Genomic DNA, 22,853 nt, shown 5'->3' with positions numbered 1-22,853 from the left:
TTAATGTTCGTGACTGTGTGCAGGTATTGCGTTGCTTGCTGAAGCCAGTTTTACCTGATAAGCACCTTGGGTCACTACCCGGTCACCGGCTTTAACACCCGAAAGTATCTGTACGCTCTTGCCGTTATCGGCTCCGAGGGTGACTTCCTGTTTCTTATATCCTTCTTCATCCAGTTGCAGATAGACGAAGAATAGGCCCTGTTCTTCGGTTAGTGCGGTGCGTGGAAGCGATATCACGTTTTCCATGGGTGACGACAGCAGGTATACTTCAACGAACGAACCCGGAATGATGTCACCCTTATTGTCGAATTCGAAAGTGACCGGCACGTAAAATGAATTGTCGCCGGCCGATTTGCCGAATGACAAAAGGCGGCCGTTCAATCCTTTCAGTTCGTATACTTTATCATCATACGGTGTCTTGAAATTGGCCGAACCGATGGTGCGCAGAGACGGATAGTATTTCTCCGAAACTTCGGCTCGCAGGAAGAGACGGCGGTTCTGTGTAACGCTGACCAATGGCTGGCCGATGGTCACGTAATCTCCTTCTTTCACCAGGATATTCTTTACGAATCCGGCAATAGGGGAAACCACAGCTTGTCCGCCTGCCGAATGATTCTTGGCAAGTGCTTCATAACTGATACGGGCATTTTCATAATTTTGTTCTGCTTGTGCAAACTCTTTGTCGGATACGATTTTGTTTTTTACAAGTGCTTGCATACGCTCGTACTCCTTCTTGGATATTTCGTAGGCGATGCGGGCACGTTGTACCGGGTCGCCATCGGCAATGTTGCTGGATGAAATGGTCACCAATGCAGTGCCTTTGCCTACACTCATGCCCTCGGTCACTTTACCGCGAAAACTAACGACACCGGCCACAGTAGCTACCGCTACGGATTCGTCTCCCTGTGCAGCCAGCACTTGCCCGCTCGTTTTTATCACTTGTTCAAAAGCTTCCGGTGCGATGACGCTTGTTTTCACTCCGGCTGCTTCAGCTTTTACTTTCGGCAGGATGATCTCGTCACTGTGTCCGGCTGCCGGTTCGGTACCTTGGCTGTGTTCTTCACCCTCGTGATCATGCCCTTCATGATCTTCGCCTTCGTGATTGTGGTTTTCACCTTCATGGTCGTGGTCATGTGCTTCTGTTCCATGGTCGTGGCCTTCGTGATTGCCACCCGGTTTACTGTTGCAGGAACCCAGGATAAACAATCCGAGGATTCCCATAAAGATAAGTTTCTTCATGATGATATAAATTCTTTACTTTTGATGATTCTGGGAAGTAGATCTGTGTAGTTTTTAAACCAAAGGGCATTTGGTTTAAAAACAAGGCATCGTTGGTTTTAAAGGAATATCCCATTGATTTTAAACCAACGGTCAGTAGATTCCTAACCTTACGAAATAGGGCTTATAAGCCTATACAACAGGGTATGGAGGGGCACGAAGGCCGAAGGCACAGTTGATAACCGTGCTGTGAAGAGATTCCCGGTAGGCGTAATAATTCTTAATACGCCGCTCTTGGGGCTTGAATAAATTCTCTATGATAAGGTCCGTAAATAAGATGGCAGTAAACAGATAGTGAGGGCTGTTGTCTGCCTGTACGGATGGGGTTGGCGAATTGAGACGTGTCATACATCCGTCATTGCAGCACGAATCGTTGTCCGGATGATGATGGTGTCTGGGACACTGGGGTTCCGGTGTCACGTCGTTTTTCATGCAAATCACGCCGTTGGCATGGTGGTGATGGGGAATGACAGGTACCACCAGCATAATAATGCTGATGAAGAGCAGAAAAGAGAGTATGTACCGTTTATTCCTCATTCTTATTTTTATATTGAGCCACAAAGATAGTCTATCATCGGGTAAAAAACAAACAGTGTTACTTAAAAAACAAAAAGACAAGCAGATAACTACTTGTCTTTTCAGAAGAGAACGTCAGAAACGTTTATTTTTTCTTTCCTCCTTTGTCTTTGGTGCATTGGGCGTCTTTACATCCGGTTTTAGTTTTGCAATTGGCTTTTTCTTTGCATCCGTCAGATGTTTTCTTATCAGCTTCTTTTTTGCAACATGCTTTTTCTTCCTTTTTACAGCATGCTTTACCGTCTTTCTTGTCACATTGCTCTTTTTTGACTTCTTTCTTTTTCACGTCCTGAGCTTGGGCAGTAGTACCGGCCATACACATTGCTGCAACAAAAGCAGCACAGAAAACTAATTTCTTCATACAGTTTCTTTTTTAGTTGATTAAAATGGGGGTTGTACCTCTCTGTTTTAATTAAACGGGTAAAAGTTACCATATGTTAGTTATCAAATATTAAATAAGATAAGGTGCGGCAATTTTATTTCTCCAGCTCCCGCAGCGAATCCATTTTTTTCTTTTCAAGGAATTCATAAATGCCACACAGGTGTTCTGTTACTTTTTTGTTGCCAAATTCATATACCTTGGTCACCAGCCCGTCCAGGAAGTCGCGGTCGTGTGATACTACAATCAGTGTACCATCGAAATCTTTCAGCGCCTGTTTCAGGATGTCTTTGGTTTTCAGGTCGAGGTGGTTGGTCGGCTCGTCAAGAATCAGCAGGTTTACAGGCTCGAGCAACAGCTTGATCATGGCCAGGCGTGTACGCTCACCTCCCGATAGCACCTTTACTTTTTTCATCGACTCTTCCGGTCCGCCAAACATGAATGCTCCCAGCAGGTCACGTATTTTATTACGTATCTCTCCTTTGGCCACGTCATCGATAGTCTGGAATACAGTCAGGTTCTCGTCCAGTAACGATGCCTGATTCTGCGCAAAGTATCCTATCTGCACATTGTGCCCCAACGTCAGGGTACCGTCATGTTCTATTTCGTTCATGATACATTTTACCAACGTTGATTTACCTTCGCCGTTTTTGCCGACAAATGCTACCTTATCTCCGCGTTCGACTGTAAGTGTGGCATTTCGGAAAACAACATGGTCACCATAGGTTTTACCTACTCCCTCCATAATGACAGGATAGTTTCCCGAACGTGGGGAAGGTGGAAACTTCAGGCGCAATGCTGATGTGTCTTCTTCGTCCACTTCCAGTATTTCCAGTTTCTCAAGCATTTTTACACGGCTTTGTACCTGAAGTGTTTTTGAGTAGGTACCTTTGAAGCGTTCGATGAAGTCTTTTGTCTCAGCGATAAACTTCTGTTGTTCTTCATAGGCTTTCTGTTGCTGTTCGCGGCGTTCTTTACGCAATTCCAGGTACTTGGAATAGTTTACTTTGTAGTCGTAAATACGTCCCATGGTCACCTCGATGGTGCGGGTAGTAATGTTATCGACGAATTTTCGGTCGTGACTGATGACAATTACCGCCTTTCCGTTATTGATCAGGAAATCCTCCAGCCATTGGATGGATTCGATATCCAAATGGTTGGTAGGCTCGTCCAGTAAAAGTACATCCGGCTTTTGCAATAAAAGTTTTGCCAGTTCGATGCGCATCCGCCATCCGCCACTGAAGTCACTTGTTTGCCGGTGGAAGTCTTCACGCATGAATCCTAAACCGAGCAGTGCTTTCTCTACATCCTCTTCGTAGTTGGTGGCATCGATGGCGTAGAACTTTTCGCTGAGGGCCGACACATTTTCTATTAGCTCCATATAGCTGTCGCTTTCATAATCTGTGCGTGTTTCCAACTCTTTGTTCATACGTTCTATTTCGGCTTCCATCTCGTGAAGGTGGGCAAAAGCTTGCGCTGTCTCTTCGAAAACCGTCCGTCCGTCTTCTGTCATCAGGTGCTGGGGCAGATAAGCAATGACGCACTCTTTAGGGGCAGATATTCTGCCACGGGTAGGCTGGCGTACTCCTGCCAGAATTTTGAGCAAGGTACTTTTGCCGGCACCGTTTTTTCCCATGAGCGCGATGCGGTCTTTTTCGTTAATGACAAATGAAATATCGCTAAATAAAGTGGTTCCGCCGAATTCCACGGCCAATCCGTCTACTGAAATCATATCGCTTCTTTAAATTTTAGCCGCAAAGATAATCAAAACTATGATTTTTTTTTATACCTTGCGGGCTGAATCGAATAAGATTGAATGTAGAATTAAAAGTAAACCTATTATATAAAATGGAAAATGAAGAAATAAAAAGTCTTCGTCCTCTTATTCTTGTGGCCGAAGATGATGATAGTAACTTCAAATTGATTAAAGCTATTATCGGTAAAAAATGCGACATTCTATGGGCAAAGAACGGTGAAGAAATGCTGAATTTATACCGTGATCACGGAAAAGAAGCGTGGGCTATTTTAATGGATATTAAGATGCCGATTATGAATGGACTGGAAGCAACCCGGATCATTCGTCAACAAGGAGCTACCCTGCCTATCATCATGCAGACTGCTTATGCCTTCAGTTCGGACCGGGATAATGCCATCGAGGCCGGTGCAACCGAGGTGCTGGTAAAGCCCATTACGGTAAGTGCTCTCCGGAATTGCCTGAATAGTTATTTCCCCGAGATTAAATGGTAAGATTATATCCTCTTAAAATAAATAGGGCTGACTTCAATAATGAAATCAGCCCTATTTATTTTAAGAGGATATTTGTTTTCAGATTTCTGTTTCCATTTGGAATTTACGGCTTACCTTCATTAGATTGATCGTGTAAGTCACTACGTTTTGTGCTTCTTGAATCATGGTCAGATAAACCATGCTCACTTTAATACTGCCTGTTTGGCTCTGGATACGCTGTAACTCCTGGCGCTTCAGATGTGAGAGTTGTGAGTTCAGTTCGTTTGCACGGCGCAAATCTTCCTCAAAGTTATTGTAATTGTTGGTTTCTAACTTCTGGCGGCATTGCTGGATCAGATAGGTGATGTCCTCGGCTACATCTCCGAATTCACCTTTCTGGATGGCATCCAGCGGATTGAAGTTATTGTCGATATGTTCAAGGCAGGGCTCGCACAGACGGCTGATACTGTATACCAATTCACTGGCAAAGTCATTTCCCTGATAGTAATAAAGTCCTTTTTCAAGTACGGTGTTATTATCCAGTTTGCACATTGCTACAGTCCCGGTGCGTTTCATCTGTTTGATCAGTTGTTTTTCGAATTTGGTAGATCCCATTGCTCTGCGTAGTCCGCGGAGGTTTTCGTGTAAGAACGATGTGACGGTCAGTTCGAAGTTTTGTTCTGCATATTCCAATACTTTGCCCAGTTCTTCACGTGTATGTTTGCGCATCAACGACAAGGCTTCGTGGCTACTTGTAGCTTGCATCAGTTGTTTCAGGGTTTCATTGCCTTTTTCCTTTTCTTTTTTCTTCTTGTATATCAACTGGCTGCGGATCAATGTGAATGCTGCCAGTCCGATCAGTGCGATGATGGCAATGCTGCCTCCGAAATGGATGATCATAGCAACGAAGAAACAGATGGTGAAAGCGGCTCCGGCTGTGATGAACCATCCGCCAATGACACTTAGTACACCTGTGATGCGGTAAACGGCTGAATCACGTCCCCAGGCACGGTCGGCAAGTGAAGTACCCATGGCCACCATGAAAGTAACATAAGTGGTAGAGAGGGGGAGTTTCAGTGAAGTACCCACGGCGATCAGAAGGCCGGCAAGTACCAGATTGACAGAGGCACGAACCAGGTCGAATGCCGCTCCGTCGGCTATGATGGCTTCGTCTTTGCGGAAGCGGGTATCCATCCAGCGTTTGGCGCTTTCGGGAGTAATACGTGAAATGCCATTGGCAAGCGTGAGGCTGAAGCGTACCAAGGTACGTGCTATCGGTGTGCTTCCGAAGTTCTCTTCTCCTTCATCCTGGCGGGAGAGGTCTACTGAAGTCTTGATTACTGCATGTGCTTTTTTGGAGGTGCACAAGGCATATACCATGATGGCTCCGGCACCTATCAGGAAGTACCACGGTGTTTTGGCTGAACCCATCAGTGAGGTCATCAGGAAACCATCAGGACCTACAGCGGTTCCGTTAGCTGTGTAATCCATAAAAGAAGAGTAACCCGCCAAAGGTATACCGATGAAGTTGACAAGGTCGTTACCCGCAAATGCCAATGCCAATGCAAAAGTTCCCAGCAGGACAACTACTTTGAATACATTTACTTTCAACCAGTGTAATATCTGCATCAGGATGGTAGAGATGACGAAAAAACAGCTTACCAGCATCATTGTATTTTCTTGTACCCACTGCTTGTTTTCAGAAGTCATGAACGAGCTGTCCTTCAATCCTTTTATTACCATGAAATAGATGATGGCAGTGGAAGCGATGCCACCGAACAGGGCAATGCTGTATTTCATCTTGTTTTTATAATTGAATGTAAACACCATACGTGCCAACCACTGTACAAGCATACCGAAGAAGAAGGCAATGGCAACTGAGACAAAGATTGCCATGATGACGGACAGGGCTTTGTCGGTGTTGATAAGATCTCCCAGTCCCAGCGTGTCGCTGTTGTGCACTTTAATCAGTGCCAGGGCAAAAGTACCTCCGAGAAGTTCGAATACCATCGAAACGGTGGTGGAGGTAGGCATTCCCATTGAGTTGAAAACGTCGAGCAGGACGACGTCCGTCAGCATTACGGCAAGCAGGATGCACATGATTTCGGCAAAGTAGAAATGCTCCGGTTGGTAGATGCCGTGTCTTGCAATGTCCATCATGCCGTTTGATAAGGAGGCCCCGATGAAGATGCCGGCACCGGCTATAAACAATATTGTTTTGAAAGATGCCGCCTTCGCTCCGACAGCCGAATTCAGGAAATTTACCGCATCGTTACTTACGCCGACCATCAAATCGAATACGGCAAGCACGAATAGGAAGATAATGATACATAGATAAATTGTCTCCATAAATGTGTATGTTATTTCTGGCTGCAAAGGACGGATTTTCGTATTGCAGAGAAATGTCATACATGTTACAGAAATGTTTCATTCTTCTCTTTAAGGTAATTATAAAAGGTATACTGTGCCCTGACCGGTGCAGCACTTGCTTTGAATTTGAATATGTTATTCAGCTTTTCGTCAACGAAGCAGGCCTTTTGATTGTCTGATAGCTGGATATGCAGCATGTCGACGATTTCTTCCCGTAATTCACTGTCGAGGACAGGCACCACGGCTTCTATTCGCCGGTACAAGTTTCGGCGCATCCAGTCGGGTGAACCCAGATATACTTTGGGATGTCCGGCGTTACCGAAATACCAGATGCGGGCATGCTCCAGGAAACTGTCTACAATACGGGTGACACGTATGTTACGGCTGTATTCCTGTCCGGGGATCAGGCAACAAATGCCCCGCACAATTAGGTCTATTTTTACACCCCTTTGTGACGCTTCATAGAGTCGGTCAATCATGATAGGGTCCTGCAAGGCATTCATCTTCAGAATAATCCTGCCGCCTCTTCCTTTCTCGGCCAGTTCGATCTCCTTATCGATCAATCGGTTTAGTTCGGGAATCAGATTGAAACGGGCCACGAGCAGCCGGGTGAACTTGGGATTTTCTTTACCGCGCAAGGTACGGAAGAGGTTGGTAAGGTCATGTACGATGACCGGATTGCTGGTGAATAATCCGCAGTCCGCATATAGCGTTGCTGTCTTTTCGTTGAAATTGCCGGTACTGATGTAAGCATAGCTGTGAATCTTTTCTCCGTTGAAACTACGGCGACGTATAAGGGCCACTTTGGCGTGAACTTTCAGTCCCGGTATACTATATATGATATTGATGCCGGCGGCTTTCATCATTTCGGCAGTGGCAAGATTATTTTCTTCATCAAAGCGGGCTTTGAGTTCTACAAATACCGTTACTTTCTTGCCATTCTGTGCCGCGGCAATCAAGGTATTGATGACAGCCGAATTTTCCGCTACCCGATATTGCGTCACCATGATCTCCCGGGTCTCGGGATCGTGCACGGCTTCGTAAAGGAAATGAATGAAATGGTCGAAAGAGTGGTAAGGGTAGTATAATAACAGATCTTTCTTTTCTACGTAACTGAAAATAGACTCCTTATCATTCAGCCGGTTCAGTTTCATCGGTACAGGTTTCTCCATCCGGGGAATAGAATGGCTGGGATTGGGCAGATGGCGCAGGTCTTCCAGATTCAGATGTTTGTCTCCCGGTACCAACTCTTCACGTTGGATTCGGAAGGCATCTACCAGAAAGTCCAGAAAATCGTCAGGCATGGCACGGTCATATACAAAACGGCATACGGCACCTATCTTGCGTTTTTTAATCTTTTTCTTTACTTGCTCCACCAAATCGACGCTGCTGATGGTATCGTCTATCATGATGTCGGCATCTCTCGATATCTTGATGCAATAACTACAGTCCACTTCGTAGCCCGGGAAGATGACACCAATATTGGCTTTGATAATATCTTCGATAAACATCAGGTAATAATATTTCCCATGTTTGGGCAGTTCGATGAAACGGGGCACTTTACTATATGGCAGTTTCATTACAAAGTATTGCAAATGGTTGGCATCTTCTTTCTTTGTGTCTTTCAGAAACAGGCGGACAGCCAGGTAGAGCCGGTTGTCGCGTAGAAAAGAGATCACTTTGTCTTTGGATACCGGTACCGGTTGCAAGTAGGGAAATATCTCTTCGCGGAAAAAGTCTTTTACGAACTGCTGGTGAAAAGGCTCAACGTTACGGCTTTGGTAAAAGATGACATGGTTTTTGCGTAATGCAGGTATAATCTTCTTTTCATAAATGTGGATACGGTCTTCCAGTTGCCGGTTCACTTCCCTGTTGATTTCTTCCAGCAAAACCTTGGCTGATTGCTGAGATTCTTCTGATCCTTCTGTTACGCCGGAGGCAACAGCTTTGTGGTCGGCTACTCTGATTTTATAAAATTCTTCCAGGTTGGAAGAATAAATAGAGATAAAATTGATACGTTCGTAGAGTGGCAATCGATCGTTATCAGCTTCCAGAAGTACCCGGTAGTTGAATGACAGCCAACTGATATCTCTCTTAAAGTATTGGTATTTGTTTCCCATTTGCATATAAGGTTTGCCCAAATATAGTTACCTTTGCAGAGATAAACAAAGAAAGTATGACAAAAGTTGGCTTATTGTCCGACACACACGGCTGGTGGGACGAAAAATACTTGCAATATTTTGAAACTTGCGATGAAATCTGGCATGCCGGAGATATTGGTTCAGTGGAGGTAGCGCAGAAATTGGCGGCTTTCCGCCCTTTCCGTGCTGTGTATGGTAATATTGACGGGCAGGAAATTCGCCGGATGTTTCCTCAGGTGAATCGTTTTACGGTGGACGGTGCCGAAGTGCTGATGAAGCACATCGGGGGATATCCTGGAAATTATGACCCGTCTGTCAAGGGAAGTTTATTGGTGCATCCACCTAAGTTGTTTATCAGCGGACACTCGCATATATTAAAGGTAAAATATGATAAGACACTGGACATGCTTCATATCAATCCCGGTGCTGCGGGAATGTCCGGATTTCATAAAGTACGTACAATGGTCCGTTTTGCCATAGATAATGGTGTGTTCAAGGATTTGGAAGTGATTGAACTGGCCGGTTAATAAATTTGTATTTTTATTTTGTCACGTCAGATTTCTTTCCGTTCTTTGTCACAGGTTTGAGAGATGTAAGCCATAAGCAATGTGCTACAAATTACAAGTAACTGTGCGAGATACTTATGTATTGTTTATTACAGTATGTAATCTGTAGCCCGTAACTCATAATGTTCAAAATATGAAAGGAATTATTCTTGCCGGTGGCAGTGCCACCCGACTCTATCCGCTGTCAAAAGCCATATCGAAGCAAATGATGCCGGTGTATGACAAGCCGATGATATACTATCCGCTTTCTACATTGATGTTGGCCGGAATACGGGAAGTGCTGGTTATCTCTACTCCCCGTGACCTGCCGTTGTTCCGTGAACTTCTGGGTACCGGTGAGGAGTTTGGAATGTCCTTTTCATATCGGGTGCAAGAACAGCCGAATGGACTTGCTCAGGCTTTTGTGTTGGGAGCTGACTTTCTGGATGGCGAACCGGGTTGCCTGATATTGGGAGATAATTTGTTTTATGGGCAGGGTTTCTCAGCCATGCTTCGCCGGGCGGCTACTCTTGAGAAGGGAGCTTGTATCTTTGGATATTATGTGAAAGATCCTCGTGCTTACGGAGTAGTGGAGTTCGATGAAAGTGGAAAGGTGATTTCGTTAGAGGAAAAGCCGGCTGTACCTAAAAGTAACTATGCGGTACCCGGACTTTATTTTTATGATGCCACGGTGACGGAAAAGGCACTTGCTCTGGAACCTTCTGTTCGGGGGGAATATGAAATAACTGATTTGAATAAATTATATCTCGGTGAGGGAACGCTGAAAGTGGAACTTTTCGGGCGCGGTTTTGCCTGGTTGGATACGGGAAACTGCAACAGCCTGCTTGAGGCATCCAACTTTGTAGCCACTATTCAGAACCGCCAGGGGTTTTATGTGAGCTGTATTGAAGAAATAGCTTGGCGTAACGGATGGATTTCTTCATCCCAACTGAAAGCTCTGGGCGAGAAGTTGGGAAAAACCGAATACGGTAAATATCTGATAGACTTAGCAAATTAATAAATCAATCATAAAGAATATGAAAACTTATCTTGTAACCGGTGCTGCCGGATTTATCGGTGCCAATTATCTGAAGTATATTCTGGCTAAACACAGCGATATCAAAGTGGTAGTGCTCGATGCACTGACTTATGCCGGAAATCTCGGAACAATTGCAAACGACATTGATAACGAACGTTGCTTTTTTGTAAAAGGTGATATTTGTGATCGTGAACTGGCTGACCGTCTTTTTGGTGAGTATAAATTTGACTATGTAGTTAACTTTGCTGCCGAAAGTCATGTAGACCGTAGCATTGAGAATCCTCAACTGTTCCTGATGACCAATATTTTGGGAACACAAAACCTGTTGGATGCGGCACGTCGTGCATGGGTGACCGGTAAGGATGAATACGGGTATCCTACCTGGCGTAAAGGAGTACGCTATCATCAGGTATCTACCGACGAAGTTTACGGTTCGCTGGGGGCTGAGGGGTATTTCCATGAAACAACTCCACTCTGTCCGCATAGCCCTTACAGTGCATCGAAGACCAGTGCCGATATGGTGGTTATGGCTTATCATGATACGTATAAGATGCCGGTGACCATCACCCGCTGTTCAAATAATTACGGTCCTTATCATTTCCCGGAGAAATTGATTCCGCTTATTATCAAGAATATTCTTGAGGGCAAGAAACTTCCGGTGTACGGTGATGGCAGCAATGTGCGCGACTGGCTGTACGTAGAAGATCATTGCAAGGCTATCGATTTGGTAGTTCGTGAAGGACTGGAAGGTGAAGTGTACAATGTGGGTGGACATAACGAAAAAACAAATCTTGAGATAGTGAAGTTGACCATTGCGACGATTCACCGCCTGATGTCGGAACATCCCGAATATCGTGAAGTATTGAAGAAGAAAGAAAAGAATGCCGATGGTGAAATCTCGGTTGACTGGATCAATGAAGACTTGATTACGTTTGTAAAGGACCGTCTGGGTCATGACCAGCGCTATGCTATCGATCCGACGAAAATCACCAATGCCTTGGGATGGTATCCCGAAACGAAATTCGAGGTGGGCATTGTGAAAACAATTGAATGGTATCTGAATAATCAGGAATGGGTAGAAGAAGTTACCAGCGGTGATTATCAGAAATATTACGAACGGATGTATAGCAAACGTTAACCGTTTATAATCAGTCCTATTGATAATAGGATCCCCATAAACAGCATATTTCGCGAAGTTTCGCCCAATATGCTGTTTAGCTTTTTACCGCTGTGTATCTGTACCATCTTTCTCCAGGTCCGGATATGAAAAAACAGGTAAAACTGAGGCAGGAGAGTCGCATATAAATGTCCGCTGAATAAAAACCAGAAACAGAGCCAGGCGGCTATGATGCCGAGCAACAGATAGAAATATCTTCCGAAAGGTTCACCGAAACGAACTACAACCGTCTTTTTCCCGCTTTTCCGGTCGGCATCCCGGTCCCGGTAATTATTAACTACCAGTAATGTATCTACAATCAGTCCGCACACCAATGAAGCAACCGTAACGTCCGGTGTCCAGTTGAGGGCCTGTACATAATAAGTACCTCCTACCGGGACAAAACCAAAAAACACGATGACTAATACGTCTCCCCATCCTTTGTAGGATAACGGGTAAGGACCTGTGGTATACAGGAAAGCAAATAATACACATAGCGCACCTACAAGGATCAATTCCCAGCCGCCATATAATAGGAGGCTACAACCAATCAGGCAGGCGAGGGCTACTGTTATGAATATGCCCTTCTTCATGGCGTTCGCCGAAATCCAGCCTTGTGCACAAGCACGTTCCGGACCGAGGCGGTCTTCCCGGTCGGTACCTTTCAGAAAGTCAAATAAGTCGTTGATAAAATTGGCGGCAATCTGCATTAAGCCGGCAAACAAACAACAGATTAATGCCGGTATCCAACTGAATTTTCCGTCGGCATAAGCCAATGCACAACCAATCATTACCGGGGTAATGGCACCTGCCAATGTTTTGGGACGGGCAGCAAGTATCCATGCCTGTAACGAGTTCCGTCTTACTTCTTCCATTCTCTTTTTCTATATAATTCGTTTCAAGAGAACAAAGATAGGGCAAAAAAATGTATATTTTTGCTTTTTTGCCTATCTTTGCGCTCCTGATATTAGAGAATATGAAGAAAACAATATACTTATTGGCGGCACTTTTATTGCTGCTTTCGTCCTGTAAATCAAAGAAAAACCTGGTTTCTCCGATTGCCCGTCCGGTATTGAATACCGATTCCATTCGTCCGGACAGCTCCGATGTAGTGGCCCGGTTGTTCGCTCCTGATACTTCCGGACTCAAAAAACTTTCTGCCAGACGGAAAGCAGCGGAAAAGGGGCAGGTTGCCTCTTCCGGGATAACGCGTTCGATTCCGCCTGTTGTAGCCCGGGGAACAAATATCACCAGTTCTGCTGTCAGTGTATCTTCTGTTTATCCGGGGATCGACCGGGTGAAAAGATACGAGTTCACCCATCGTGATGTTCCCGAAGCCTTTGATGGTTTCCGTATCGCCTTTATTTCGGACTTGCATTATAAAAGCCTTTTCAAGGAGAAAGGGCTGGAGAGTCTGGTACGTTTGCTTAACGCACAGCATGCCGATGTATTGTTGATGGGAGGTGATTATCAGGAAGGGTGTCAGTTTGTACCCGAACTTTTTGCGGCATTGGCTAAAGTGAAAACACCGTTGGGTACTTATGGTGTGATGGGAAATAACGACTATGAACGTTGTCATGATGAGATTATCCGTGAAATGAAGCGTTATGGCATGCGCCCTCTTGAACATCAGCTTGACACGTTGAGGCGCAATGGTGAGCAGATTATTCTGGCCGGTGTACGTAACCCGTTTGATCTTGCCAATAACGGTGTTTCTCCTACTCTGTCCCTCTCTCCGGCCGATTTTGTGATTCTGTTGGTACACACTCCTGATTATGCCGAAGATGTGTCTGTCGCTAATTCTGATCTGGTGCTGGCCGGACACACGCATGGAGGGCAGGTACGTATTTTGGGCTATGCTCCCATCATTCCTTCGCATTATGGCAGTCGGTTCCTGACAGGATTGAAATATAATTCAGCTAAAATTCCGATGATTGTAACCAATGGGATCGGTACTTCAAACAAGAATATCCGTATTGGAGCACCGGCCGAAATTGTGATGATTACATTACATCGTTTGCGGAATGAATAGCTTTGATTTTCGTGTACACAGCCGGGTGAAGGAAATAGCGCACATCTTTTCCGGCAGCCAGAGCTTGACGGATAAAGGTGGAACTGATTTCGAATATCGGAGAATGCGCTAAGTGTACGTTCGGGGGTAGTTGTGAGGCATCTACCGGAAAACCGGGACGAGGATAAACGAGTATTTTATTTTCTGAGACAATACGTTCCGATTCGAACCATTGGTCAAATACTTTCCAGTTGTCAGAGCCTATAATCAGTTGGAATTCCCTTTCGGGATATACTTCTTTCAGACGGTTGAGTGTGTGGACAGTATAGGAGGGACGAGGTAAATGAAATTCAAAATCGGATGCACGGAATCGTGGATATCCTTCAATAGCGAGCTGTACCAGTTGCAGGCGCAGCTCGTCAGACCATAAATCTGCTTGCTTTTTGAAGGGGTTGTGCGGAGTGACCATAAACCAAACTTCATCCAGCCCTTCAAACTCGCACAGATAGTTGGCAAGTGCCAAGTGTCCGATGTGTATCGGGTTGAAAGAGCCGCTGAAGATTCCGGTTTTAGTTTTTTCCATATGCTATAATCACAAATAAGAGAACACAGATCTTATTCCGCATCGATACCCAGAAACTCTTTAATCACTTTTAATGCCTGTGCCTTGGCTGTTGCCAGGTCATCATTGATGATTACTTTGTCAAATTTCGGAGCGAAACTTAGTTCATATTCGGCTTTGGCTATTCTACTCTCAATGACCTCGGGAGCATCTGTGCCACGCCCGATCAGGCGGCGACGTAACTCCTCGATACAAGGGGGCTGGATAAAAAGTGAAAGTGCACGGTCACCATAGAATTTTTTTATGTTACAACCGCCCACCACATCTACATCGAACACTACGTTCTGGCCGGCAGCAAGCTGTTTCTCTACCTGTTCTTTTAAAGTTCCGTAAAATCGATCGGTATAAACTTCCTCGTATTCCAGAAATTCATTGTTTGCAATGCGCTGGCGGAATTCGTCGGGAGTGAGGAAAAAATATTCTACTCCATGCTTTTCATTTCCTCGTGGCGGACGGCTGGTAGCTGAAATGGAGAATGCAAGATTCAGCTGCTGGCCCAACAAATAATTTATAATTGTCGACTTGCCCGATCCGGAAGGAGCAGAAAAGATGATGATTTTGGCTTCACCCTTTTGAGGTGGGGTAGTTATTCTTTCTGTTAAATTCATAATCTGTCGTTGTTACATCACATTCAGCACTTGTTCTTTGATCTGTTCCAGCTCATCTTTCATCTGTACCACAATCTTTTGCATTTCAGCATGATTCGATTTGCTGCCGAGCGTATTGATTTCACGTCCCATTTCCTGAGCGATGAATCCCAGCTTTTTACCTTGTCCGTTACCGTTTTCAAGGGTACTGATGAAATATTTCAGGTGGTTGCTCAAGCGTTGTTTCTCTTCATTGATGTCGAGTTTCTCGATGTAGTAAATCAGTTCCTGTTCAAGACGGTTTTTATCATAATCTACGCTCAGTGTTTTTTCCAGCGCATCTGTGATTCGTTCTTTAACTTTATCCACCCGTTCTTTTTCATAAGGTGTTACCGATTCAAGTAAACGATGAATGTTTTCAATCTTTTCACGGAACTTCTTTTCAAGGGCGGCACCCTCCTGCTTACGGAAATCTACTAAATGTGAAACAGCTTCTTTGACGGTTGCATATACTATTCCCCATTCTTCCTCGCTTAACTCCTGTGTTTCGGTACGTGTCATCACGTCCGGCATGCGGAGCAGAGTCTGAAACCAGTCAGTGGGTACTGCAATGTGGAGGTTTTCGGAGATAGCTTTGATTTGGTTATAATATCCTTCTACCAATACCTGGTTGATGGGAGTGGCGGCTTCTGCGCACTCTTTCTTTTCCACCCAGAGGCTGAAGTCAACTTTTCCACGTTCCAGCACACGTGCAATTTCATTGCGGAGTTCCATCTCTTTTTCACGGTATGCCGGTGCGATTCGTGCCGACAAATCCATCGCTTTACTATTGAGCGATTTTATCTCTACATTAATCTTCTTATCGGGAAGTTCGGCAGTTGCTTTGCCATATCCCGTCATGGATTGTATCATATTACCAAAAGTTTTGTGCAAAAATACGGGATAATTTTAAGATAACCGCTGTAAATGGATAAAAAAGACATTTTGTTTAATCGGGCGGCACGGCTCTTTCATTTAACAACCGTCTTCCTCCCATACAAAAAACGCGTTTCGATCTTCCATCTTCCACCTTTTAGAGTGCATATCGTTGATTGTGAGATGTGTATATTGGTGAAAGATGCGGTTTTTATGCCATTTATCTTCCACCCCCATCTTCCATCTTCCACCCGCTGTTTTAGGGGATATTTCAGCAGTAACGGTTTGGAAAACAAATGGATATGTCCAATTTCTTATCCGTTAATCTCTCTAAAAGCATTTCATTTCCCTTACTCTCTTTAGTGCAAATGGTCGGATCTTTATCTCAGCCCGGGCATGTGGGCTCATCGGCCCGGGTATGCGGGCTCATCAGCCCGGGTATGTGGGCTTATCAGCCCAGGTATGGGGGCTGGGATAAAGAGTTGTATGACAATGGTTAATCTACTACACTTCTCCGGTAATAGCCGGCCGGATTCTTTCTTAAAAAAGAAACAACGAAGCACTGCTTCCGCATCGTTGTGTGCGAATGGAGGGTTTTGTGGGGGGGCAAGGAAGGCGGTTGTTAAATGAAAGAGTCGTGGTCCGGCGGAGCATCTTTTGCTTCTGCCGAACTTTCGTGGTAAGCCTTTTCGAGTATTTCATCCAATAGCGAAGTCAATTGCTGGCAGCTCTCTTTTATCTGTTCCGAACATTCTGCCTTTTGGGTGGGCGAAAGTGAAGTGCCTACTATCAGTTGAGTCTGTTTGTTGATGTGATTGAGAGGAATGTGCACATCGTTATACATCGACCGGATGAAGTTCGATTGCATTCGTTCGCTTTCCTGAGCCTTTTGGGTCTGGCGCAGCAACTCTTTTTGTAGTTTGCGGGTACGTTTCAGGTTGATTGAAAGATAAACAGTAAAGCCGATGACAACGAAAGTCAGTAGGATGGTACTGTAAAAAGCAATGTTCCTGATTCGGGTAATAATGTCCGCTTTTTCCAGTTCCAGTTGTGCGACTTCATTTTTTACCTGTATTTCTCCAAGTTCGCCGAGTTGTTCTTTACGGGTCAGTGAATCGGCCAGAAACATAGCCCGGTCGTAAACCTGACAGGATTCTTCGGCACGTCCCATTTCCCGGAGTAATTTGGCTTTGGTCTTATAGTGCGTCACCGAGGCCGTATTGATAGCCTTACCGGTTTCTACCATCTGGATCAGTGAATCACAAAAGGCGAGTGCTTGTGGATATTCGCCCAGACTACTGAAATAACTTTGACTTAAATCGTAGAAAAAAAGTTTATTGCGTAACAGGGCATCTCCTTTTCCGTGACGGACATAGTTACAATAACGCAGATAATATTCATGTGCTTTCTGTCGCCCTATCAATTGATGGTTTAGCATCAGTTGCTGGTAGCACAGCACATATAAACTGTTTTTGTAGAAGTAAGGGCGGCGGCGGATTACATCTTCCCGACTGAAATATTCATCCAGTCTTTGCAAGTACTGGTTAGATACTTCCATCAGGCGTTTGCTGTCTTTCAGACTGCGGTAACTCACGCTTAGCATGATATATAGATTGCCTGTAAAGTTTTTGCGGGCAGTAGGTGGAAAACCCTCTGCCAAATTCCATCCTTCTTCCCAATAGGGGAGGGCATTTTTATAATCTATATTTTCGGTCATAGCCATTAACAGATAATGGATCACTCCGGTGAGGAATAGACGTTCGGCCTTTTCATAAGGCGTTTCCGACTCTTTCCGGTCGTTCAGTTCCTGCTGTATCCGGTTGCAGACTTTTATCCTTTCTTCCCGGGGAGCAAGTTGCAGGAGCCGGGCTTTATAAGTCATTTTGTAATAGGTGGCAAGTCCCTCTTCATCTGAGTTTTCCAGCAGCTTTTCTGCTTCGTTCAGCAGAAGGGTTAGTGAATCTTTCTTTTCCGGATCCTGCATATAGTGAATGGTGAGTGTGCTGAGAGATGCGCCGATGGCCATTTTATCGTCCGCTTTCTTCCCTTCGGAATAAAGTTTCCGGGCGATTTCCAATTCATCGGGTGAGGAATCGGACAGGTCTAATATATTGATTAGTAATTCGGCACGTTGAGTAGGCTCTTTCGTTTTTTGCAGTATGTTTTGTAAACTGTCCTTGATCGAAGGGGCGGCTTGGGATATTGTTACAATGAATAGCAATATAGTCCAGATGTAGTATTTCTTTTTCATTTCTTAGCGTTCTCCATCGGTAGGGTAAATATAAAGCGGGATCCTTTCGTATACGTCTTGTCAATGTAGATATCTCCTTGCATGTGCCTGATGATCAGTTTACAAAGGTAAAGTCCCAATCCGCTTCCTTGCCTGAAAGTATCCAGTTTGGTGAAGCGCCGGAAAACATATTCGTGCTTGCCCGTCGGTACTCCACATCCCGTATCTGTAACACTGACCATCAGCATCTTCCGTCTGCTGTCTTTCCGGCAACTGAGATTGATGAACCCCTGAGTCGTAAACTTATTGGCGTTGTTCAGCAAAGCCCGGAGCAATAAGCTGAGATATTGCGGGTGGGCATAGACTTTATAATCGTTCTCCGGTAAATTGAGTTGATAATCTATTTCCGGTTTTCCTTCCGTTTCTTCCAGATATTGCATTTCGAGACGGCAATAGTGGTTTATTTCTATAGGTTTCAGTGTGAGACTTGCTGTCAGGCTATCCAGATTGGCCACTTCTACCAGGCTATGGAGCAGTGAGGTGAGCAGACGGGTGTTTTCCTGAATAATAAGCTGGTAATCCTTTTGTTCTTCGGGAGTAGAGAAATCATCGCTTAATATTTCGGAGAAGCCGTTGATAGAATTGAGTGGTGTACGTATTTCGTGACAGATGGATTTGATAAAAGATGCTTTCACCTCTTCGCTCTCCTGTGCTTTGATGCTCTGTTGCAATACCTCTTTTTGAAGTCTTTGAGTCTTGGCCAGTGTCTGGTAGTAATATAAGCTGATGCAGATAGCTATGAACAAGATGCATAGAGCAAAGATGAAAGCTACCTGACGCTTTTCTGACTGCAAATTTATTTTTTCAAGTAATAATGTATTTACATCATGTTTCTGGCGGAGGGAGTCGACCTGTGCACCATACTCTTTCTTAATTAGTGAGTCGGAAACGATCATTGATCGGTCGTAGGCTGCGCAAGCCTCTTTATATCGGTGAAGACAACGCAACAGATGCCCTCTGTTCTGGTAAATTTCGACGATGTTGATGTTTTCCGGAGCTTTTCCTGCTTCTATGCTGCGGATTAGTGAGTCATGCCGTGCGAGTGCTTTTTCTTTTTGTGCTTGAGTGAGTGACAGGTAACAACTGTCGGGAAGGAACTTCCCCTTTGCAGATGTACCGTAGTCACTGTACTTTTCTGCCGGGCTGTCATTTGACAAAACGGCAAAATGCTTCGTTTCGCTTGATTCTGTAGCTTGTACGGTCGTCGGGATACCTGCCAACTCTACAAATAATAACAGCATTATATAGTAGCATGCCTGTTTCATCTCTAATTTTAAAACTTGTTATATTTATCTTTTGCTTGTATAAAATAGTCTGCTAAAGTACGCAAAAACTTAATTTAATGCAATGATTTTGAATGGAAATGCGCTTTATTTATATCTCGGTGCGGTAATCTGAAAATAATCATGTAAATTTGCGTCAATTTAATAATCTGATTATTATGTCGTGTATCCTACATATTGAAACCTCTACCGCTGTTTGTTCGGTAGCTGTGAGTGAAGATGGGCAGAATATTTTTGTGAAAGAGGACCTTAAGGGGCCTTCACATGCCGTTTCGTTGGGAGTATTTGTAGATGAAGCATTGTCTTTCATCGATAGTCATGCTATTCCGTTGGATGCGGTTGCTGTCAGTTGCGGTCCCGGATCGTATACCGGATTACGTATCGGTGTTTCAATGGCAAAGGGCATTTGTTACGGGCGCAATGTCCCGTTAATCGGTATTCCTACACTGGAGGTACTGAGTGTACCGGTATTGCTTTATCACGAATTGCCCGAAGACGCACTGATTTGTCCGATGATCGATGCCCGGAGAATGGAGGTATATGCGGCTATATACGACCGTGCGCTGAATGTGAGGCGTGAGATTTCAGCCGACATTGTAGACGAAAATTCTTATCTTGAGTTTTTAGAGAAGCACCCGGTTTATTTCTTTGGGAACGGAGCAGCAAAGTGCCGTGAAAAGATTACGCATCCCAACGCGCATTTTATTGACGACATCCATCCATTGGCAAAGATGATGTTTCCACTTGCCGAAAAAGCGATTGCTATTAATGATTATAAAGATGTGGCTTATTTTGAGCCCTTCTATCTGAAAGAGTTTGTGGCTTCCCAACCCAAGAAGTTACTTTGATACTTTTCAACCCTTTGGATTTTCTATTTTCAAATTAAAATTTAACTACATGCAGTATAATACTCAACAGAAAAGAATGCCGCTGCCCGAATATGGGCGCAGTATCCAGAATATGGTCGATTTTGCATTGACTATACAAGACCGTTCCGAACGCCAGCGTTGTGCCAATACCGTTATCAATATCATGGGTAACATGTTTCCTCATTTGAGAGATGTACCCGATTTCAAACATAAGCTGTGGGATCATCTGGCCATTATGTCAGACTTTAAGCTGGATATAGACTATCCTTACGAGATTATCCGCAAGGACAATCTGGTGACGAAACCCGATTCGATTCCTTATCCGAGCACTAAGATCCGTTATCGCCACTATGGCCGTACACTGGAAGTGTTGATTAAAAAGGCATGTGAGTTTCCGGAAGGGGACGAAAAGAAGAATCTGGTAGCCCTTATCTGCAATCACATGAAGAAAGATTATATGGCTTGGAACAAAGATACGGTGGACGACCGGAAGATCGCTGAAGATCTGGCTGAATTCTCAGGAGGTAAATTGCAGATGGATGACGAGATTTTGCGTTTGATGTCTGAACGTATTGCCCAGAATTATCGTCCGCGTACGAATAACAACAATAACCAGAGAAATAATAATCAGAGAAGAAAATTCTAAGCAAGGAGATTATTATCATTAATCATTAACCACTAATCACCTAAAACATGGCTTCATTTGTAATCGAAGGAGGACACAGGCTCAGTGGGGACATTCATCCGCAAGGTGCCAAAAACGAAGTGTTGCAGATTATCTGCGCTACGTTGCTTACCGCCGAAGAAGTGACAGTAAATAACATCCCGGATATTCTGGACGTCAATAACCTGATTCAATTGATGCGGGATATGGGAGTAACGGTGGCGAAGACAGGTGTCGATTCATATAGCTTTAAAGCTGAAAATGTAGATCTCGCTTATCTGGAGAGCGATGAATTCCTGAAGAAATGTTCCAGCCTGCGGGGATCGGTGATGTTGATCGGACCGATGGTTGCCCGTTTTGGCAAAGCAATGATATCCAAACCGGGCGGAGATAAAATCGGTCGTCGGCGATTGGATACGCACTTTGTGGGGATCCAGAACCTGGGAGCTGACTTTGCTTATAATGAAGAACGTGGTGTATACGAGATTTCGGCACAAGAGCTGAAAGGCACTTATATGCTGCTCGATGAAGCCTCTGTTACCGGAACAGCCAATATAGTGATGGCTGCCGTGCTTGCCAAAGGGATGACTACGATTTATAATGCCGCTTGTGAACCTTATTTGCAGCAGCTTTGTAAAATGTTGAACCGGATGGGAGCAAAAATCAGCGGCATAGCTTCGAACCTGCTGACGATTGAAGGGGTGGACGAACTCCATGGAACGGATCATACCGTATTGCCGGATATGATTGAAGTAGGCAGTTTCATCGGTATGGCTGCAATGACCCGTAGCGAAATAACCATTAAGAATGTCTCTTACGAGAATTTAGGCATTATTCCTGAAAGTTTCCGTCGGTTGGGCATTAAGCTCGAACAGAGAGGAGATGATATTTATGTACCGGCTCAGGACTGTTATCAAATCGAATCTTTTATCGACGGATCTATTATGACCATTGCCGATGCTCCCTGGCCGGGGCTGACTCCGGACTTGTTGAGTGTCATGCTGGTAGTGGCTACCCAGGCGAAAGGGAGTGTGCTGATTCATCAGAAGATGTTCGAAAGCCGCCTCTTCTTTGTGGATAAGTTAATTGACATGGGGGCCCAGATCATTCTTTGCGATCCGCACCGTGCAGTCGTTATCGGTCATAATCATGGATTTACTTTGCGGGGTGGCAATATGACATCTCCCGATATACGTGCCGGTATCGCCTTGCTTATCGCTGCGATGAGTGCCGAAGGCATTAGCCGGATCCATAATATTGAGCAGATCGACCGGGGATATCAAAACATTGAAGGGCGTCTGAATGCCATCGGAGCCAGAATCACACGCATATGATAAGAAGAGAAGACGTATATAAGATCGGATTATTCAATAAACCGCATGGTATCCACGGAGAATTGTCGTTTACCTTTACGGATGATATTTTTGACCGGGTGGACTGCGATTACCTGATTTGCCGGCTGGATGATATCTTTGTTCCCTTTTTTATAGAAGAGTACCGCTTTCGGTCCGACTCTACCGCTTTGGTAAAACTTGAAGGGGTGGATACGGCCGAACGTGCCCGGATGTTTACCAATGTGGAAGTCTATTTCCCGGTGGAGCATGTAGAAGAGGCCGAACCGGGAGAGCTGTCATGGAGCTTTTTTGTGGGTTTTCGGGTGGAAGATGTTCACCACGGTGCTTTAGGTGAGGTGACAGACGTAGATACATCTACCGTTAACACTTTGTTTGTGGTGGACCGGGATGGAGATGAACTGCTGATTCCAGCACAGGAAGAATTTATAGCCGGTATTGACCAGAAACACAAAATCATTACAGTCGATTTGCCCGAGGGCCTGCTGTCTTTGGACGAGTGCGATGATGAAGAAAGTTAAATAGCATAAAGAAACAGGCGGCAAGTAAA

At 44.7% G+C, this 22,853-nt stretch carries 21 protein-coding genes; 9 read left to right on the top strand and 12 right to left on the bottom strand.

Annotated features, from left to right (window positions below; all coding sequences use genetic code 11):
* The 4 genes from R3O62_RS21705 to R3O62_RS21690 all read right to left on the bottom strand — a co-directional run bounded on the left by R3O62_RS21705 (position 1) and on the right by R3O62_RS21690 (position 3,965).
* Complete coding sequence (locus R3O62_RS21705) at positions 1 to 1,239, bottom strand: efflux RND transporter periplasmic adaptor subunit (protein ID WP_122330232.1); 1,239 nt, start codon at positions 1,237 to 1,239, stop codon at positions 1 to 3.
* Positions 1,240 to 1,410: 171 nt separating this feature from the next.
* The gene (locus R3O62_RS21700; RefSeq protein ID WP_186992895.1) at positions 1,411 to 1,815 is read right to left on the bottom strand and encodes a DUF6769 family protein; all 405 of its coding nucleotides are present in this window, start codon (positions 1,813 to 1,815) and stop codon (positions 1,411 to 1,413) included.
* 124 nt (positions 1,816 to 1,939) lie between these two features.
* A complete protein-coding gene (locus tag R3O62_RS21695) occupies positions 1,940 to 2,215 on the bottom strand; it encodes a hypothetical protein (RefSeq protein WP_005781230.1) in 276 nt (91 codons plus the stop codon).
* Between the two features lie 115 nt (positions 2,216 to 2,330).
* A complete protein-coding gene (locus R3O62_RS21690; RefSeq protein ID WP_005821617.1) occupies positions 2,331 to 3,965 on the bottom strand; it encodes an ABC-F family ATP-binding cassette domain-containing protein in 1,635 nt (544 codons plus the stop codon).
* Positions 3,966 to 4,081: 116 nt separating this feature from the next.
* Between R3O62_RS21690 and R3O62_RS21685 the strand changes: the two genes are divergently transcribed.
* Positions 4,082 to 4,480, top strand: a complete 399-nt coding sequence (locus tag R3O62_RS21685) for a response regulator (protein WP_005781227.1) — start codon at positions 4,082 to 4,084, stop codon at positions 4,478 to 4,480.
* 78 nt (positions 4,481 to 4,558) lie between these two features.
* Here R3O62_RS21685 and R3O62_RS21680 read toward each other — a convergent pair whose 3' ends face one another.
* Positions 4,559 to 6,808, bottom strand: a complete 2,250-nt coding sequence (locus R3O62_RS21680) for an inorganic phosphate transporter (protein ID WP_032532029.1) — start codon at positions 6,806 to 6,808, stop codon at positions 4,559 to 4,561.
* Positions 6,809 to 6,873: 65 nt separating this feature from the next.
* Complete coding sequence (locus R3O62_RS21675) at positions 6,874 to 8,949, bottom strand: RNA degradosome polyphosphate kinase (protein WP_122296282.1); 2,076 nt, start codon at positions 8,947 to 8,949, stop codon at positions 6,874 to 6,876.
* A 56-nt stretch (positions 8,950 to 9,005) separates the two neighbouring features.
* On the opposite strand from R3O62_RS21675, the gene R3O62_RS21670 reads away from it, so the two are divergent.
* The 3 genes from R3O62_RS21670 (at position 9,006) to rfbB (ending at position 11,692) form a co-directional block, all read left to right on the top strand.
* Positions 9,006 to 9,497 (top strand): metallophosphoesterase family protein, encoded by a 492-nt coding sequence (locus R3O62_RS21670; protein WP_005808255.1) that lies wholly within the window; start codon positions 9,006 to 9,008, stop codon positions 9,495 to 9,497.
* A gap of 172 nt (positions 9,498 to 9,669) precedes the next feature.
* Entirely contained in the window at positions 9,670 to 10,533 is an 864-nt protein-coding gene (rfbA, locus tag R3O62_RS21665) for a glucose-1-phosphate thymidylyltransferase RfbA (RefSeq protein ID WP_005781220.1), read from the top strand.
* Positions 10,534 to 10,552: 19 nt separating this feature from the next.
* Entirely contained in the window at positions 10,553 to 11,692 is a 1,140-nt protein-coding gene (gene rfbB, locus R3O62_RS21660) for a dTDP-glucose 4,6-dehydratase (protein WP_005821615.1), read from the top strand.
* Here the strand turns inward: rfbB and R3O62_RS21655 are convergent.
* On the bottom strand, positions 11,689 to 12,585 hold the full coding sequence (locus R3O62_RS21655) for a 1,4-dihydroxy-2-naphthoate polyprenyltransferase (RefSeq protein WP_005808253.1): 897 nt from the start codon (positions 12,583 to 12,585) through the stop codon (positions 11,689 to 11,691). The genes rfbB and R3O62_RS21655 overlap by 4 nt on opposite strands.
* A 101-nt stretch (positions 12,586 to 12,686) precedes the next feature.
* Between R3O62_RS21655 and R3O62_RS21650 the strand changes: the two genes are divergently transcribed.
* Complete coding sequence (locus R3O62_RS21650) at positions 12,687 to 13,742, top strand: metallophosphoesterase (RefSeq protein WP_317472506.1); 1,056 nt, start codon at positions 12,687 to 12,689, stop codon at positions 13,740 to 13,742.
* Here R3O62_RS21650 and nadD read toward each other — a convergent pair.
* The 5 genes from nadD to R3O62_RS21625 form a co-directional block, all read right to left on the bottom strand.
* On the bottom strand, positions 13,714 to 14,304 hold the full coding sequence (gene nadD, locus R3O62_RS21645) for a nicotinate (nicotinamide) nucleotide adenylyltransferase (RefSeq protein WP_005808251.1): 591 nt from the start codon (positions 14,302 to 14,304) through the stop codon (positions 13,714 to 13,716). The genes R3O62_RS21650 and nadD overlap by 29 nt on opposite strands.
* 32 nt (positions 14,305 to 14,336) lie before the next feature.
* Positions 14,337 to 14,951: a guanylate kinase gene (gene gmk / locus R3O62_RS21640; RefSeq protein ID WP_005781211.1), complete on the bottom strand. Its 615-nt coding sequence runs from the start codon at positions 14,949 to 14,951 to the stop codon at positions 14,337 to 14,339.
* Between the two features lie 12 nt (positions 14,952 to 14,963).
* Positions 14,964 to 15,842: a YicC/YloC family endoribonuclease gene (locus tag R3O62_RS21635; protein WP_032539757.1), complete on the bottom strand. Its 879-nt coding sequence runs from the start codon at positions 15,840 to 15,842 to the stop codon at positions 14,964 to 14,966.
* Positions 15,843 to 16,467: 625 nt separating this feature from the next.
* Positions 16,468 to 18,096, bottom strand: a complete 1,629-nt coding sequence (locus tag R3O62_RS21630) for a histidine kinase (protein WP_317472505.1) — start codon at positions 18,094 to 18,096, stop codon at positions 16,468 to 16,470.
* Positions 18,093 to 19,400, bottom strand: a complete 1,308-nt coding sequence (locus R3O62_RS21625; protein ID WP_032539759.1) for a sensor histidine kinase — start codon at positions 19,398 to 19,400, stop codon at positions 18,093 to 18,095. The genes R3O62_RS21630 and R3O62_RS21625 overlap by 4 nt, the downstream gene beginning before the upstream one ends.
* 176 nt (positions 19,401 to 19,576) lie before the next feature.
* Here R3O62_RS21625 and tsaB point away from each other — a divergent pair, with 176 nt between their 5' ends.
* The 4 genes from tsaB to rimM are packed head-to-tail and all read left to right on the top strand — an operon-like array spanning position 19,577 to position 22,824.
* Complete coding sequence (tsaB, locus tag R3O62_RS21620) at positions 19,577 to 20,266, top strand: tRNA (adenosine(37)-N6)-threonylcarbamoyltransferase complex dimerization subunit type 1 TsaB (RefSeq protein WP_005808245.1); 690 nt, start codon at positions 19,577 to 19,579, stop codon at positions 20,264 to 20,266.
* A gap of 49 nt (positions 20,267 to 20,315) precedes the next feature.
* Entirely contained in the window at positions 20,316 to 20,933 is a 618-nt protein-coding gene (locus R3O62_RS21615) for a DUF4290 domain-containing protein (protein ID WP_005781202.1), read from the top strand.
* Positions 20,934 to 20,980: 47 nt separating this feature from the next.
* On the top strand, positions 20,981 to 22,285 hold the full coding sequence (gene murA, locus R3O62_RS21610) for a UDP-N-acetylglucosamine 1-carboxyvinyltransferase (RefSeq protein WP_005808243.1): 1,305 nt from the start codon (positions 20,981 to 20,983) through the stop codon (positions 22,283 to 22,285).
* Positions 22,282 to 22,824, top strand: coding sequence for a ribosome maturation factor RimM (gene rimM, locus R3O62_RS21605; RefSeq protein ID WP_005808241.1), 543 nt, complete (start codon positions 22,282 to 22,284; stop codon positions 22,822 to 22,824). The genes murA and rimM overlap by 4 nt, the downstream gene beginning before the upstream one ends.
* The last annotated feature ends 29 nt before the right edge of the window (positions 22,825 to 22,853 follow it).

Source organism: Bacteroides hominis (genome assembly GCF_033042785.2).
Classification (GTDB): Bacteria; Bacteroidota; Bacteroidia; order Bacteroidales; family Bacteroidaceae; genus Bacteroides; species Bacteroides hominis.
This window is presented reverse-complemented; position numbering and strand designations above follow the sequence as displayed.